This window comes from uncultured Pseudosulfitobacter sp. (assembly GCF_963976325.1).
GTDB lineage: Bacteria > Pseudomonadota > Alphaproteobacteria > Rhodobacterales > Rhodobacteraceae > Pseudosulfitobacter.
Map to the genome: position 1 here is coordinate 236,161 of NZ_CAXBJW010000003.1, position 14,488 is coordinate 250,648.

Genomic DNA, 14,488 nt, shown 5'->3' on the forward strand with positions numbered 1-14,488 from the left:
GAACGGCATCTTACATATTCGGATAGTTCGGCCCGTCCCCGCCCTGCGGCGTGGTCCAGTTGATGTTCTGGCTGGGGTCTTTGATGTCGCAGGTCTTGCAGTGCACGCAGTTCTGGAAGTTGATGACAAAGCGAGGGTCCTTGCCGTCTTCTGTCACGAACTCGTACACACCCGCGGGGCAATACCGCGCCGATGGGCCTGCATAAACCGGCAGGTTGCGGTCCACCGGAATGCTGGGATCTTTCAGCTTCAGGTGCGCAGGCTGGCTTTCCTCGTGGTTGGTAAAGCTGAACGCCACGTTGGTCAGCCGGTCGAACGACAGCTTGCCGTCTGGCTTGGGGTAGCTGATCTCTTTGTGCTTCTCCGCAGGCTCGGTCGCATCCGCATCGGATTTGTCGTGCCCCAGCGTGCCCAGCAACGAAAAGCCCAGCGTGTTGCACCACATATCGAACCCGCCCAGCGCCAGCGACGCGGTCAGGCCGTATTTCGACCACAACGGCTTGACGTTGCGCACTTTTTTCAGGTCCTTGCCAATTGCCCCGCCGCGCACGTCGTCCTCGTAGGCGGTCAGCTCGTCACCGGACCGGTCCGCCTTGATCGCGTCAAACGCAGCCTCGGCCGCCGCCTTGCCTGACAGCATGGCGTTGTGGTTGCCCTTGATGCGCGGCACGTTGACCATGCCCACCGAACAGCCCAGCAGCGCCACACCGGGTGCCACCATCTTGGGCATCGACTGATAGCCGCCTTCGGTGATCGCCCGCGCGCCGTAAGCCACGCGTTTGCCGCCTTTCAGCAGCTCGGCCACCATCGGGTGATGTTTGAACTGCTGGAATTCCATGTAGGGGAACACATAGGGGTTCTTGTAACCCAGGTGGACCACGAACCCGACATAGACCTGATTGTTATCAAGGTGATAGATGAACGAACCGCCACCCGCCTTGCTGCCCAATGGCCAGCCCATCGTATGCGTGACGGTGCCCTCTTTGTGCTTGGCGGGGTCGATTTCCCAGATCTCTTTCATGCCAAGACCGAATTTCTGCGGCTCTTTGCCCGCCGACAGGTCGTATTTCGCAATGACCTCTTTCGACAGCGATCCGCGCACGCCTTCGCCTAAGAACACGTATTTGCCCAGCAGTTCCATGCCCGGCTCGTATCCGTCGCCCTTGGTGCCATCGGCAGAAATGCCGAATTCACCGGCAACCACGCCTTTGACTTCGCCATTCTCGCCGTACACCAGCTCGGAACAGGCCATGCCGGGGAACACTTCCACGCCCAGTTCTTCGGCTTGCTCGGCCATCCAGCGGCAGACGTTGCCCATCGACACGATATAGTTGCCGTGGTTGTTCATCAGCGGCGGCATGGGAAAGTTCGGGATGCGCACCTGGCCCGCTTCGCCCAGCATGTAAAAGTTGTCTTCCTTGACCGGAATGGTGACCGGCGCGCCCTTTTCCTTCCAGTCGGGGATCAGCGCATCCAGCCCGCAGGGGTCCAGAACCGCACCCGACAGGATATGCGCGCCCACTTCCGAACCTTTTTCCAACACGACGACAGTCAGGTCGGCGTCCAGTTGTTTCAGACGGATCGCCGCCGAAAGGCCAGCAGGCCCGGCCCCGACGATGACCACATCATATTCCATCGCTTCGCGTTCTGTATCGGCCATGCTCGGCGGCTCCTTGTATAAAAGCGCGTGCAAACACCGCAACGCGCAACAATCTTTCGCGCTTGGCTAAACCACGGCGGCAGTCAATGCAATGGAAACACCGCGTCAGCAGGGCTGTGAAGCGTCGGTTTTTCGCCCCGCACAGTGCTGCGGCAACACCCCTTAGCCTTCGGGCCGGTCGCCCATCAAATACCGCGGACCGGTGCCGTTTTCGCGCGCACGGTCACCGGGGTTATAAAGCGCACAACTGTCCAGGCTCAGGCATCCGCAGCCGATGCAACTGTCCAGCGTATCACGCATGCGCACCAGCGTGTCGATGCGCGCATCCAGCGCCGCGCGAAACCCGGTGCTGATGCGCGCCCAATCCGCCTTGGTCGGCACGCGGCCCTTGGGCAGCAGGTCCAGCTCGGCCCGAATCTGCGGCAGGGTAAACCCGAACTGCTGGGCGATCATCACGAACGACAACCGCCGGATATCGGCCCGCTCGAACCGGCGCTGCCCGCCCGCATTGCGCCAGGGATCAATCAACCCCTGCGCCTCGTAATAGCGGATCGCAGACACCGCCAGCCCCGTCCGTTCCGCCAGATCACCAATGCTCAAGCCATCTTTTGCCATGTCAAAAATCCCTTGACCTAAAGTTAGGTTTAGCAATTACAGTACAGAAACAGACATCAAATCAAAAGGAAAATCCACACATGCCCGCACACCTCGAACACGCCAATTTCACCGTCTCCGACCCCGCCGCCACCGCTGCATGGATGTGCGACCTGTTTGGCTGGCACATCCGCTGGCAAGGTGACGCCATTTCAGGCGGCCGCAGCATCCATGTCGGCACGGATGCCCACTATCTTGCGCTTTATACCGCCGACGCCGTCGAAAAGCCGCGGCAATCCAACTACACCACCATCGGTGGCCTGAACCACATTGCCGTCACCACCGACGACCTTGATGCGCTGGAAACCCGGATCAAGGCGCACGGTTTTGCCACCAAGAACCACGCCGACTATGAACCGGGCCGCCGCTTTTACTTCCACGACGCCGACGGCATCGAATACGAAGTGGTGCAATACGACTGACCCCTTCATCTTGCCCGATAAACTCCGGGGGAGCGCCGCAAGGCGCGGGGGCAGCGCCCCCAACCACCCCGTTCCAAAGACACAGCATCGGCGACATTCGCCGCCCGCTAAGCCACCCGCCCCTTGCAATCCCCCGCCGCAATAGGTCAGGTAGCATCCAACATTGACCGGCGGCCACTTTGGCCGCCCTAATCTGCTGGACGTGACCTATGGAAAAGATTCCGATGACCCGCAAGGGTCACCAAGCCCTTGAGACCGAACTCAAGCACCTGAAATCCGTCGAGCGTCCCGCCATCATCAAGGCCATCGCCGAAGCACGCGAGCATGGCGACCTGTCGGAAAACGCCGAATACCATTCCGCCAAGGAAAAGCAGTCCTTCATCGAAGGCCGCATCAAAGAGCTGGAAGGCGCGATTTCGCTTGCCGATGTCATCGACCCCACCAAGATGAAAGGCGGCATCAAGTTCGGCGCCACCGTAACCCTGGTCGACGAAGACACCGACGAAGAGAAAACCTATCAGATCGTCGGCGAATACGAGGCCAACATCGAAGCGGGCCTGCTGAACATCAAATCCCCCATCGCCCGCGCCCTGATCGGCAAGGAAGAAGGCGACAGCGTCGAGGTGCACACCCCCGGCGGCGGCAAATCCTATGAAGTGCTGAAAATCGCGTTCATCTGATCGGAATCCCAGACATGTCCGACACGTCGTCCAGCGCAACAAACGCCAATCAGACCAAGGCCGGCCTTGGGTCGTCGTCGCAAGCGCGCCCGACGCCTCTGGGCATCTATGACCGCCCCCGCGCCGAAGGCATCACGGGGATCGAGATCATCGCCATTGCCCTTTCGGTGCTGTGGTTGCTGGGCGCGAGCGTGTTTTTCATGACCACTTCGTCGGGGTCCGAAGGGCAGGACGGTGGCAATCGCGGCCTGATGTTCCTGATGACCATGCTGGCGATCTTCATGCCCGTGGGCATGATCTGGGTCGCCGCCACCGCCGCCAAGGCCAGCCGCGTCATGCGCGAAGAAAGCCAGCGGTTGCAGGCGGCCATCGACGCCATCCGCCAGGCGTATATCGCGCAGCAACAGGGCCGCGACAATTCGATCGAACCGTCGGTCGCACGCAAGCTGGATGAAATCGCCGCCGCCGCCAAGAAGACCGAAACCACGCTGGCCACATTCCACACCCGCCGCGACGCAGTGCAGCCGGCCCGCCACGCGCCGCCACCCATGGCCCCGCAGGCCGCCGACGACCAGCCCAAGCTGGCCCTTGGCACCACGTCAGAGGAAACCGCGCCGCCCCTCGCCCGCGAGGATTTCATCCGCGCCCTGAACTTCCCCGAAACCGCCGAGGACTCTGCCGGATTTTCTGCCCTGCGCCGCGCGCTCAAGGACCGGCCAACCGCCCAGATGATCCAGGCCGCCCAGGACATCCTGACCCTGCTCAGCCAGGACGGAATCTACATGGACGACCTGCGCCCCGACCGCGCCCGTCCCGAAATCTGGCGCAGCTTTGCCCAAGGCGCCCGTGGCCGCAGTGTCGCGGCACTGGGTGGCGTACGGGACCGCTCGTCGCTGGCGTTGACCGCTGGCCGGATGAAACAAGACCCGATTTTCCGCGACACCGCGCACCATTTCCTGCGCCGCTTTGACCGCAGCTTTGCCGCCTTCGAGGCCGAAGCCGACGACGCGGATATTTCGGCACTGGCCGACACCCGAACCGCGCGGGCGTTCATGCTGCTGGGCCGCGTGGCGGGGACGTTTGACTAGGGGTTGCCACCTAATCCCCCCGCAACTGCGCGCCATGCGCCTCGATCACGCTTACCAGATGATCCGCCACCACCCGCACCCGCTGAGACGCCATCAGATCGCTGTGCATCACCAGCCATATGTCCTGATCCACGCCCAGCTCCACCGGCACCCGCTGTAATCCGGCATCTTGTGCCAGAAAATGCGGCAGCACCGCCAACCCCAACCCCGCCTGCGCCGCGCTCAGTTGCGAGGCCAGTGTCGCGGTGACCACCACCGGTGCGGTGTCGCGAAAACTGCGGGCCAGCCATTGCGCAGCGGGCAGATCGCCGAACCGGTCCGCCCAGCCGATATAACTGTCCCCCTCGAACCCCACACCGTCGCCACGCTGCGTCATGTAATCGGCAGACCCGTACAGACCAAACCCCAGCGTCCCGATCCGCCGCACCGTCAGATGCCCCCGCGTGGGCCGCACCATGCGCACCGCAAGGTCCGCATCGCGTTTGTGCAGGTTGACCGAGGCCACATCCGTCGACACCTCGACCGTCAGCCCTGGATGCGCCGCCAGCAGCGGGCCCAGCGACGGGATCAGCAGCGGGTTCGCCAGGTTTTCAGCCGTGGCCACCCGCACATGCCCGCGCACCCCGCGCCCTGCATCAGCGGCGCTGCGAAAACCGTCCATCGCGGCCTCCAACGCTTCGGCGCGGGGCAACAGGGCGGCGCCTTCGTCGGTCAGCTGGTATCCGGTCTGCGCCCGCGCAAACAACGGCACGCCCAGCGCATCCTCCAACCGCTCGATCCGCCGCGAGACTGTCGCCACCCCCGCGCCCAACACCCCCGCAGCACCGGTCAACGTGCCGGTCCGCGCCACCGCCAGAAAGGCGGGCGTGTCGTTCCAGTTCAGCGCATCTTCCATTTTTCGAAAACAGCCTTCTGATCTTCTCTATATTCTTCCAATACCAGAATACGCATCTTGTCCTCATCCCTCAATCAAAAGGACAGATCATGCACCGCCGCCACCTGACCCCCGATTTCTCTGTCTCCGCCCTTGGCCTTGGCTGCATGGGGATGAGCGAATTTTACGGCCCCCGCGACGACACCCAGTCGCTGGCCGTACTGGACCGCGCCGCGGATCTGGGTGTGACGTTTTTCGACACTGCCGACACATATGGCCCCCATCACAACGAGGAACTGCTGGGCCAGTTCCTGCGTACCCGCAAACCGCAGGCCGAGATTGCCACCAAATTCGGCATCGTCCGCAACCCCGGCGAATACCGCCGCGAGATCGACAACAGCCCCGCCTATGTCCGCCGCGCCTGCGAGGCGTCGTTGAAACGGCTGGGAGTTGAGCGGATCGACCTGTATTACGTCCACCGCATCAACCCCGCCCAGCCCATCGAGGACGTGATGCACGCCCTGTCCGATCTGGTGACCGAGGGCAAGATCGCCTATATCGGCCTGTGCGAAGTCAGCGCGCCCACCCTGCGCCGCGCCCATGCGGTGCACCCTGTCACAGCCGTGCAAACCGAATATTCACTGTGGACCCGCGAGGTCGAGGCAGACGTGCTGCCCACCTGCGCCGAACTGGGCATCGGTTTTGTGCCCTATTCACCGCTGGGGCGCGGGTTCCTGACCGGGGCCTTTGACAAACAGACCACATTCGGCGACGGCGACTTTCGCGCCAACTTGCCACGGTTTTCCGCCGACAACATGGCCAGCAACACCAGCATCGTTGACTGTGTCCGCCAGATGGCCGCTGCCAAAGGGTGCACACCTGCGCAAATCGCGCTGGCATGGTTGCTGTCCAAAGGCGACCACATCGTCCCGATCCCCGGCACCAAGCGGCTGAAATACCTGGAAGAAAACGTGGCCGCTGCCGACATCACCCTGACATCGGACGAACAAGACACCCTGAACCGCGCCATCGCCGCACTGGACGTCGCAGGCGACCGCTATACCGCCGAAGGCATGAAAGGACTGAACGCATGACAAACCCGCGCACCGACCGCACCATCGCATTGCTTGAAACGTTGGAAACAGGCGCCGCCGCCAAGGTGCAGGCCAACCTGAACAGCATGGCACCTGACCTCTTCGACACGCTGCTGGGCTTCGGTCTGGCCGACGTGCTGGACCGTCCCGGTATCGACCTGCGCACCCGCGAAATGCTGACCGTTGCCGCGCTGACCGCCATCGGCACGGCCCCCGAACAGCTTGAATTCCACATCCGCGCCGCCCTGAACACCGGTGTCACGCGGGATGAAATCGTGGAAATCCTGTTGCAAATGGCGGTCTATGCCGGTGTGCCCGCCTGCATCAACGGTGTGGCCGCCGCGCGCAAGGCATTCGCGGCGCACGGCATCTGATCACAGCCCGAAGCCACCCCAAGGGATAAACCGCACCGGATCGCCGCGCTTGACCACCAGCGGGCCGTCGGGCAACTCCACCAGCCCCTCGGCCCAGCTTAGCCCGCTGATCCGGCCCGATCCTTCGGACCGGAACACTTCGACCACGCCGTCGCGTATCCGCGCCCGCAGATATTCGCGGCGGCCGGGTTTTTTGGATTTCTCGAACCCTGCGGGCACCGTGAACCCTTGGGGTTTGTGCCAGCCTGCGCCTGCCAGCAGCCCCAGCGCCGGGGCCGCAAAGACCAGCGTGCAGACCATTGCCGCAACCGGATTGCCCGGCAGACCAAACACCGGCGTGCCCTTCCACATGCCCAACGCCAGGGGTCGCCCCGGCTTGACCGCGATCCGCCACAGCGCCATTGCGCCTGCGTCACGCAACAGGGCCGAAACGTGGTCCTCGTCCCCTGCCGATGCGCCACCGCTGGTCAGGATCGCATCCACCTGTGCACCATCCAGCGCCGCCGCCAAGGCCGCACGGTCATCGCCCACACGGCCAAGGTCCACCGCCCGATGCCCCAGCCGCTTTAGCAGCCCCAGCAGCATGGGGCGGTTGGCGTCGTAAATCTGCGTCTCGCCTGCGTCACTGCCCGCCTCGGCCAGCTCGTCACCCGTGGAAAGCACACCGACCCGCAAGGAAGCGAACACGTCGACCGCGCGCACGCCCACCGCTGCCAGCAGCGCCAGATCGGCGGGGGTCAAACGGCGGCCTTGGGGCAGGATCTCATCGCCTGCCGCCACGTCCTCGCCCGCGCGTCGGCTGTTCGCGCCTTGCTTCACCGGCCCGTTGAACGCGATGCGCCCGCCGTCAACGGTCACGTCCTCTTGCAACACCACCGTATCGACGCCCGCAGGCAAGGCCGCGCCCGTCAGCACCCGCACCGCATGGCCCGCAGGCACCGCGCCGTCAAAATCGCCCCCCGCCGCCGCGCGCCCTGCCACCAGCGGCAGCACATGCTCGCCCGTGTCGCGCGCCCCTGCAAAGCCATAGCCGTCGACAGCGGTGTTCGGACGCGGCGGGTTGGACCGCTTTGCCATTACAGGTTCGGCCAGCACGCGCCCTAATACCTGCTGAACCGGCACCGTTTCGACCCGCGCCACCGGCGTCAGACGCTCTTGCAGCAAGGCCAATGCGTCATCCACCGGCGTCCACGCCACGCCCGGAGGAAGTGCAAAACAGTCGTTGGACAACGGCGGCGGCACGGGGCCATTCGTCAGCGCACCCCGCAAGGCATCCTCGTGTCCCAGCCCGAAAATCCAGCCTTCTTCGCTGTCGCCATCGGCCAGCATCGTGGCCAACTGATCCGCAGAAAGCGCCGACAAAGCCTGCGCCAGAACCCGCACCTGCGCGGCATCCTTGATCTCGTCCGGCTGCACCCGCGCCGCGATCTCGGGCGCAATCAGCGATGGCCAGACCTCGACGAGCGCAATCCCTGCGTCCAGCGGCTGAAACGGCCAGACCGCCAGATGGTCACCAAACCGCCGCCGCAACCGCGCCAGCACCGGCAGGCCCATCAGCGCCTGCGACCCAACCGACCCTGCCCCGCTAAGCTGCCAGACAGAGAATGCGCCCTTTGCGCGCTCTTCGGCCTGCCGCCGCTGGGCAAAGGGGTTTTCGTACCCCGCCTTGGTGCGCGGCAAACCGTCAATCTCGCGTTTCAACCCATTGCCCCAGAACGGCCCATTGCCGCCCAGCACCACATTGATCGCCCCCGCCACGTCAAAACGGTTGTTGGCCTTGGGGGCATCTTCGATCCGCTCGGCCAACCAATCCCACAAGGCCAGCGGATCATCCGTGCCCGCCACGGCCCGCGCAAAGCCGCGCGGATAGCCAAAAGGAAAATCGAACCCGACCATCACCCGCCGACCGGCCGCGCGTTCGATTTGCAAAGTGTCGGCAATCCACGCCTCGGCCACCTGACGGTTGCGCAAGTAAACAGGTGTTTCGGTCACCCCCCCCCGCACCACGCAGGCCCATATCGCATCGGCCTTGGGCGTCGCGCCACGGTCGTTGCCCCCAGACCAGTCCACCACGATCACCGTGTCGAACATCACAAGCCCACCTGCGCCAGAATGAAATCGGCAATCGCGCCTGTGTCATCCAGATCGAACACCGGCACGGCCACGTCCACCGCACTGTCACTGGCCACCGCCCGCACCGTGGGATCGTCGGGCGCGATCAGCGGATTGCCCGTCTCGGCCCTGTGCGCCTCGACCTTGGGGTGCGCGTCGCGTTTGTATCCCTCGACCAGCACCAGATCGACCGGCGACAGCTTTTCCAGCAGTGCCGACAGCGGCAATTCATCCGCGCCGCGCATTTCGTGCATCAGGGCGAACCGGTTGCGGGACGCCAACAGCACCTCGGAGGCGCCGGCCACACGGTGCCGGTGGCTGTCCTTGCCCGGATGATCCACATCAAAGGAATGGTGCGCATGTTTCACCGTGCTGACGGTGAACCCGCGCCCGGTGATTTCAGTCACCAGCCGTTCCATCAGCCCGGTCTTGCCCGCATTCTTCCAGCCGACAACGCCAAAAATCCTCATAACATCGCCTCGGCCTGTGCCAGATCATCCGGCGTGTTGACGTTGAAAAACGGATCACCCGCGTCCGGAAACTCCGCCAGCCGCCCGTCGTGGCGGTCTGTCCAGATCACAACCTTGCGCAGCCCGTCCTGCAAAGCGGCGCGCAGGTCATCGCGCAGGGCTACGGGCCACAGCCCGAACGTCGGATGCCGGATCAGCCCGGCGGTCATCGAGCGCGTGTCCGCATCGCCGCGCGGCGTCGCGGCCAGCGCCAGCGGGGCGGCCATGCCTTCGGAGGCCATCAGCAAACGCGGCACCAGATCGCAGGGAAAGAACGGCGTGTCGGCGGCCACGGTCACGATCGCATCGGCCCCCAGTTCCGCCGCCCAGTCCAGCCCGGCGAGTACGCCCGCCAACGGCCCCGCGAACCCTTCCACACTGTCCGCCACCACCGGCAGGCCAAAGCCCGCAAACCGCGACGCATCGCCATTGGCATTCAGCGCCAGCCCCGCCACCTGCGGCTCCAGGCGCGCAATCACCCGCGCCAGCAGGCTCTGCCCGCCCAACGGCAACAGCGCCTTGTCGCCGCCGCCCATCCGCGTGGCCAGACCACCGGCAAGGATGACGCCCAGGGGTTGCTTCATGCCCCGCCCCCCTTGCGGCCCGACTTGCGCGGCTCGTCCTGCACAGCAGCCGGATCAGCATCACGGATCAGACGATCCTCGCCCGCAAGACAGACAAACCGCTGCCCCCGCATCCGACCGATCAGGGTCAGCCCGACCTGCTGCGCGATCTCGACGCCCCAGGCGGTAAAGCCCGAGCGGGACGCCAGCACCGGAATGCCCATCATCGCGGTCTTAATCACCATTTCGGACGTTAAACGCCCCGTTGTGTACAAGATTTTGTCGTCGGGGCTGACGCCCTCGTCCAGCATCCAGCCTGCGATCTTGTCCACCGCGTTGTGCCGCCCCACGTCTTCCATATAGACCAGCGGACGGTCCTGATGGCACAGCACCGTGCCGTGAATCGCACCTGCTTCCAGATACAGCGACGGCGTGCGGTTGATCGCAGCACTCAGCGCATACAGCCAAGAAGTGCGCACCGGCGTTGCAGGCAGCACAACATCGTCCAACCCTTCCATCATGTCGCCAAAGACGGTGCCCACGGCGCAACCGCTGGTGCGGGTTTTCTTTTTCAGCTTGTCCTCGTGGTTGGTCTGGCGCGCCGTGCGCACCACCACCACTTGCAATTCGTCGTCGTAATCGACGCCGGTGATCACATCATCGTCGCCCAGCATCCGCTGGTTGCGCAAAAACCCCAGCGCCAGATATTCGGGATAGTCGCCAATGGTCATGGCAGTGACGATTTCCTGCGCGTTCAGATAGATGGTCAGGGGCCGCTCCTCGACCACCGACAAATCGACCTGCGCGCCGGTCTGGTCCCGCCCCGTCACGCTGCGCGTCAGACCGGCACGTGCGGGCATGGGCGCTATCAGATAGCTGCCTGAATTGTCTTGCGTCGCCAATTGCATCCCCTGTCTTTGCCCGATAACCCTAGACCAACACTAAGGTTTCACAATGTCCACCACCACACCCAAAACGGCCTTTTGGCGCGGCGTCCGCGACAGTGCGCCCTTTACACTTGTTGCGGCTCCCTTTGCGTTGCTCTTTGGCGTGATCGCCACCGAGGCGGGGCTGAACCTGTTCGAGGTCATGACCTTTTCGCTGGCGGTGATTGCGGGGGCGGCGCAGTTCACCGCGCTGCAACTGATGCAGGAAAATGCACCGACGGTTGTCGTCATCATCTCGGCGCTGGCGGTGAACCTGCGGGTGGCGATGTATTCCGCCGCCCTGACCCCCTATCTGGGCCGCGCGCCGATGTGGCAACGGGCGTTTGCCGCCTACCTTCTGGTCGACCAAAGCTATGCGCTGAGCCATCAGAAGTTCGAGGCCGAGCCGGCCATGACCGTGCCCGAACGCATGGGCTATTACATGGGCACCTGCCTGTTGGTGATGTCGGTCTGGTATGGTGCCAGTCTTGCGGGTGCCATCATCGGCAGCGCGCTGCCGCCGCAGATCCCGATTGATTTCGCCCTGCCCATTGCCTTTCTGGCCATGGTGGCCCCCGCCCTGCGCACCCTGCCCCATGTCATCGCGGCGTTTACTGCCGTCGTGGTCAGCCTTTTTGCCGCCGCTGTGCCGTGGTCGCTGGGGCTGATCATCGCGGGGGCGGCCGGCATGATCGCCGGCGCGCAGGCCGAACTGTGGATGGAGCGGCGCAGATGAGCACCCTGACCCTGTGGATCGTCATCATATCGCTGGGCGTGGGCAGCTTCTTGTTGCGCTTTTCGTTTCTGGGGTTGGTCGGTGACCGGCCCCTGCCGCCCTGGCTGCTGCGCCATCTGCGCTATACCGCGGTGGCCATCCTGCCCGCGATGGTGACACCGCTGGTGGCCTTTTCCAACGACGCAGGCACCGGACCCGAGCCGGGGCGGCTGTTGGCGGCGCTGGTGGCTGTGGTGATCGGGGCAAAAACCAAGAACGTGCTGGCGGCCATCGGGTCGGGGGCCGCCGTGCTGACGCTGTATATTCTGATTATGGGCTAAAAGGCGGGCGGCTTTGTCACCGCCCCGCTGCGCGATGCACGGACGTCAGCTTTCAGGTCGGCACGCTGAGCTGACCCGAATCTTGCGCAATAACCATTCAAGTTCCGAAGAGCGCAGGAAACGGGTCGCTCGAAGATACAAGAAAGCCTTAGTCGATCATATTCCAATGATTGAAAGGCAAACCATGGAACTCAATAACAAAACCTTCATCGTCACCGGAGCCAGCAGCGGAATTGGGGCGGCAGCCGCTCTTTTACTCGCCGCCAAAGGGGCCAACGTCGTTCTTGGGGCTCGACGACAAGCTGAACTTGATCAGCTTGCTGGGCAGATCAAGCAAAGCAGCGGAAAGGCTGTTTGTCTTTCCGGCGACGTCAGCGACGAGATGTATGCTCAGGCTCTTGTGAACTGCGCAAAGGACGAATTCGGTGGACTTGACGGAGCGTTCAACAATGCGGGGACGACGGGAGAACTGGGTCCGGTGCCTGATATGCAATCCGACAATTGGCACAAGGTCATCGGTGTAAACCTGAGCAGCGGCTTTTACGCCGCCAAATACCAAATCCCCTTGTTGCGTGAAAACGGTGGTGGTTCCATCGTTTTCACGTCCTCCTTTGTAGGACACACTGTTGGATTGCCTGGCATGGCTGCCTATGCAGCCGCCAAGGCGGGGCTGATTGGTATGACCCAAGTGCTTGCTGTAGAACACGGCGCAGAGAACATTCGGGTCAATGCGCTTCTGCCAGGCGGCACAATGACCGCCATGGCAGGAGATGATCCCGGCTTTCACGAGGTCGTGCGCGGCCTTCATGCGTTAAAACGGATGGCCGAGCCGTCAGAAATTGCGCAAGTCGCAGTATTCTTGCTTTCCGAGAGCGCATCCTTTGTGACCGGTAGCGCCATAGTCGCTGACGGTGGAAACTCGATTAACAAATTTTAGGCATAGCAGAGCGGACGTTGACCGTCTAAGTGTCAAAGGTCCACTTCGCCCCCCTTAGCAGACCTTTGACCCAAACCGCATCGAAGGTCCGGTTTGGGCCAATATTGCGTGACGCGGCCCGTTGATAGGATTCAGAAAACCCGGTGCATCGCGTCAAAGGTACGCGGCGCTCGACACCTGCCAATCAGATCAAAGCTGGATTTTGGCCACGCCGTCGACAATGTCGCCTTCGTCGTTTTCGTAGTATTTGTCAGTCACAACACCGGGCAGCGTGCCGAACTGATCCATCAGGTTGGCGGGAAACCATGTCGACTTGATGCCCTGAAATCCGGGCACCTGCGTCAGAATATCGGTGGTCGCCTGTGCACAGCGCGCGTCACCGACGTTGCCATAGCCCCGCACCAGTTGCAGCACCCGCTCGGCCTGTTCGGCGGTCACGGGGACCGTCTGGCTGACCACGTGATAGGTGCTGCGCGCGTGGGCGCCCTTGTAGCTTTGCAGAACCGCAGGCGTGATGCCGTACAACACATCGCCGTTTTCAGGCACACGCGGGTGTTTGTACGATCCTGCCGGGTCAAAGATCACACGCTGTGACCCGTTGACGACCAGCGCCGAATGCGCGCCACTGCCCGACCGGTTGCTGACCACCGTCAACAGCGTCAGCGAAGGCGCGGAAGGGTCACGGTAGGCCGCAGCGGTGATCACCTCGGCAGGCGAATCGTTGGCTGGTTTCACCGCACAGCCCGCCAGCCCTGCAATCAGCGACAAGGCAATCAGGATCGAACGCATACAGTCAGTCTCCGGTGATCTTCGTCACGAAAGTCAAAGGCTTAGGAAATGAAAATCGCCATCAGAACCAGCACCGCGAGAATCACGATAACGCTCCATTTGGTCCATGCCATGAAGCCGTTAAACGTGGCTTCTTGCACTTTTGTGTCCATCTCACCGTGTTTATGGTCTGCCATCGGTCAGGCTCCTGTTTGTCTGGGTTGATCCACTTTGGCCGCTGGTTACTGCATTTGCGCAGCCCTGTCACGGTGTCAATGACGCGCAGGGCGCATTCACCTCAGCCTTGCTCGGGGCCTTCGTCCAACGCCTGGGCCAGCCGGAAACCGATGCGGTTGGGGGCCTCTTGCTCGACCGCCTTGGGCAAGGCCCGCAGCAGGACGTTCAGTTGGGTCACATGCTGGATCAACTGCGTGCGCGCGCCCGTCGGGTCCGATCCGTAAAAGGTGATGACGTCCGGGTCAAAATACCCCATCCCCTCGATCCGCAGCACACCTGCGTCGCCCCCGGCAAAGCCCATGGCAACCTCGTGTTCGTTGTCCAGTTGTGCCTCGAAATTCTTGATATACAGCGCCAGCCGCTCGTACGCCCATTGCGCCGGGCTTTTCTGGCTGGCCGGTTTTCCGGTCATGCCCTTGGGCACCGGCTGGTCCTTGGCATTGGACGCCTTGGGGTCGCTGTGCACCTCGTACAGACGTGGCATCACGTCGGCCTCGATCGCCTCGGCGGTCGTTCTGATCTGGTCGTCCATTG

Annotated in this window: 18 protein-coding genes; 8 read left to right on the forward strand and 10 right to left on the reverse strand. The window is 63.1% G+C overall.

Annotated elements, in window-relative coordinates:
- Positions 1–10: 10 nt before the first annotated feature.
- Both AAC077_RS12220 and soxR read right to left on the reverse strand, forming a co-directional pair.
- The gene (locus AAC077_RS12220; RefSeq protein WP_339769966.1) at positions 11–1,660 is read right to left on the reverse strand and encodes an electron transfer flavoprotein-ubiquinone oxidoreductase; all 1,650 of its coding nucleotides are present in this window, start codon (positions 1,658–1,660) and stop codon (positions 11–13) included.
- A 162-nt stretch (positions 1,661–1,822) separates the two neighbouring features.
- The gene (soxR, locus tag AAC077_RS12225) at positions 1,823–2,275 is read right to left on the reverse strand and encodes a redox-sensitive transcriptional activator SoxR (RefSeq protein ID WP_339769968.1); all 453 of its coding nucleotides are present in this window, start codon (positions 2,273–2,275) and stop codon (positions 1,823–1,825) included.
- 80 nt (positions 2,276–2,355) lie between these two features.
- On the opposite strand from soxR, the gene AAC077_RS12230 reads away from it, so the two are divergent.
- From AAC077_RS12230 to AAC077_RS12240, 3 genes are all read left to right on the forward strand, one after another.
- Entirely contained in the window at positions 2,356–2,736 is a 381-nt protein-coding gene (locus AAC077_RS12230; RefSeq protein WP_339769970.1) for a VOC family protein, read from the forward strand.
- A 209-nt stretch (positions 2,737–2,945) separates the two neighbouring features.
- Positions 2,946–3,416 carry a transcription elongation factor GreA gene (greA, locus tag AAC077_RS12235; RefSeq protein ID WP_028958610.1) on the forward strand — a complete coding sequence of 157 codons (471 nt, stop codon included), beginning with the start codon at positions 2,946–2,948 and terminating at the stop codon, positions 3,414–3,416.
- A 14-nt stretch (positions 3,417–3,430) separates the two neighbouring features.
- Positions 3,431–4,504 carry a hypothetical protein gene (locus AAC077_RS12240; protein ID WP_339769973.1) on the forward strand — a complete coding sequence of 358 codons (1,074 nt, stop codon included), beginning with the start codon at positions 3,431–3,433 and terminating at the stop codon, positions 4,502–4,504.
- A gap of 10 nt (positions 4,505–4,514) precedes the next feature.
- Here the strand turns inward: AAC077_RS12240 and AAC077_RS12245 are convergent, their stop codons facing one another.
- The gene (locus tag AAC077_RS12245; protein ID WP_339769975.1) at positions 4,515–5,399 is read right to left on the reverse strand and encodes a LysR family transcriptional regulator; all 885 of its coding nucleotides are present in this window, start codon (positions 5,397–5,399) and stop codon (positions 4,515–4,517) included.
- An 89-nt stretch (positions 5,400–5,488) separates the two neighbouring features.
- On the opposite strand from AAC077_RS12245, the gene AAC077_RS12250 reads away from it, so the two are divergent.
- The gene (locus AAC077_RS12250) at positions 5,489–6,472 is read left to right on the forward strand and encodes an aldo/keto reductase (RefSeq protein ID WP_339769977.1); all 984 of its coding nucleotides are present in this window, start codon (positions 5,489–5,491) and stop codon (positions 6,470–6,472) included.
- On the forward strand, positions 6,469–6,846 hold the full coding sequence (locus AAC077_RS12255; RefSeq protein ID WP_339769979.1) for a carboxymuconolactone decarboxylase family protein: 378 nt from the start codon (positions 6,469–6,471) through the stop codon (positions 6,844–6,846). Before AAC077_RS12250 ends, AAC077_RS12255 begins: the two co-directional genes overlap by 4 nt.
- On the opposite strand, the gene AAC077_RS12260 is transcribed toward AAC077_RS12255, so the two are convergent.
- The 4 genes from AAC077_RS12260 to AAC077_RS12275 are packed head-to-tail and all read right to left on the reverse strand — an operon-like array spanning position 6,847 to position 10,938.
- Entirely contained in the window at positions 6,847–8,937 is a 2,091-nt protein-coding gene (locus AAC077_RS12260; protein ID WP_339769981.1) for a molybdopterin-binding protein, read from the reverse strand.
- Positions 8,937–9,428, reverse strand: coding sequence for a molybdopterin-guanine dinucleotide biosynthesis protein B (gene mobB / locus AAC077_RS12265; RefSeq protein ID WP_339769983.1), 492 nt, complete (start codon positions 9,426–9,428; stop codon positions 8,937–8,939). Before mobB ends, AAC077_RS12260 begins: the two co-directional genes overlap by 1 nt.
- Positions 9,425–10,051, reverse strand: coding sequence for a molybdenum cofactor guanylyltransferase MobA (gene mobA / locus AAC077_RS12270; RefSeq protein ID WP_339769985.1), 627 nt, complete (start codon positions 10,049–10,051; stop codon positions 9,425–9,427). The genes mobB and mobA overlap by 4 nt, the downstream gene beginning before the upstream one ends.
- Positions 10,048–10,938 (reverse strand): formate dehydrogenase accessory sulfurtransferase FdhD, encoded by an 891-nt coding sequence (locus AAC077_RS12275; RefSeq protein WP_339769987.1) that lies wholly within the window; start codon positions 10,936–10,938, stop codon positions 10,048–10,050. Before AAC077_RS12275 ends, mobA begins: the two co-directional genes overlap by 4 nt.
- A gap of 46 nt (positions 10,939–10,984) precedes the next feature.
- Here AAC077_RS12275 and AAC077_RS12280 point away from each other — a divergent pair, with 46 nt between their 5' ends.
- The 3 genes from AAC077_RS12280 to AAC077_RS12290 all read left to right on the forward strand — a co-directional run bounded on the left by AAC077_RS12280 (position 10,985) and on the right by AAC077_RS12290 (position 12,949).
- Positions 10,985–11,692, forward strand: coding sequence for an AzlC family ABC transporter permease (locus tag AAC077_RS12280; protein ID WP_339769989.1), 708 nt, complete (start codon positions 10,985–10,987; stop codon positions 11,690–11,692).
- Positions 11,689–12,012, forward strand: coding sequence for an AzlD domain-containing protein (locus AAC077_RS12285; RefSeq protein ID WP_339769991.1), 324 nt, complete (start codon positions 11,689–11,691; stop codon positions 12,010–12,012). The genes AAC077_RS12280 and AAC077_RS12285 overlap by 4 nt, the downstream gene beginning before the upstream one ends.
- Positions 12,013–12,196: 184 nt before the next feature.
- Positions 12,197–12,949: an SDR family oxidoreductase gene (locus tag AAC077_RS12290; RefSeq protein WP_339769993.1), complete on the forward strand. Its 753-nt coding sequence runs from the start codon at positions 12,197–12,199 to the stop codon at positions 12,947–12,949.
- 189 nt (positions 12,950–13,138) lie between these two features.
- Here AAC077_RS12290 and AAC077_RS12295 read toward each other — a convergent pair whose 3' ends face one another.
- The 3 genes from AAC077_RS12295 to AAC077_RS12305 form a co-directional block, all read right to left on the reverse strand.
- Positions 13,139–13,738 carry a hypothetical protein gene (locus tag AAC077_RS12295; RefSeq protein ID WP_339769995.1) on the reverse strand — a complete coding sequence of 200 codons (600 nt, stop codon included), beginning with the start codon at positions 13,736–13,738 and terminating at the stop codon, positions 13,139–13,141.
- Positions 13,739–13,779: 41 nt separating this feature from the next.
- The gene (locus AAC077_RS12300; RefSeq protein WP_339769997.1) at positions 13,780–13,914 is read right to left on the reverse strand and encodes an aa3-type cytochrome c oxidase subunit IV; all 135 of its coding nucleotides are present in this window, start codon (positions 13,912–13,914) and stop codon (positions 13,780–13,782) included.
- Positions 13,915–14,015: 101 nt separating this feature from the next.
- Positions 14,016–14,486 carry a DUF6173 family protein gene (locus AAC077_RS12305; protein ID WP_339769999.1) on the reverse strand — a complete coding sequence of 157 codons (471 nt, stop codon included), beginning with the start codon at positions 14,484–14,486 and terminating at the stop codon, positions 14,016–14,018.
- Between the last annotated feature and the right edge of the window lie 2 nt (positions 14,487–14,488).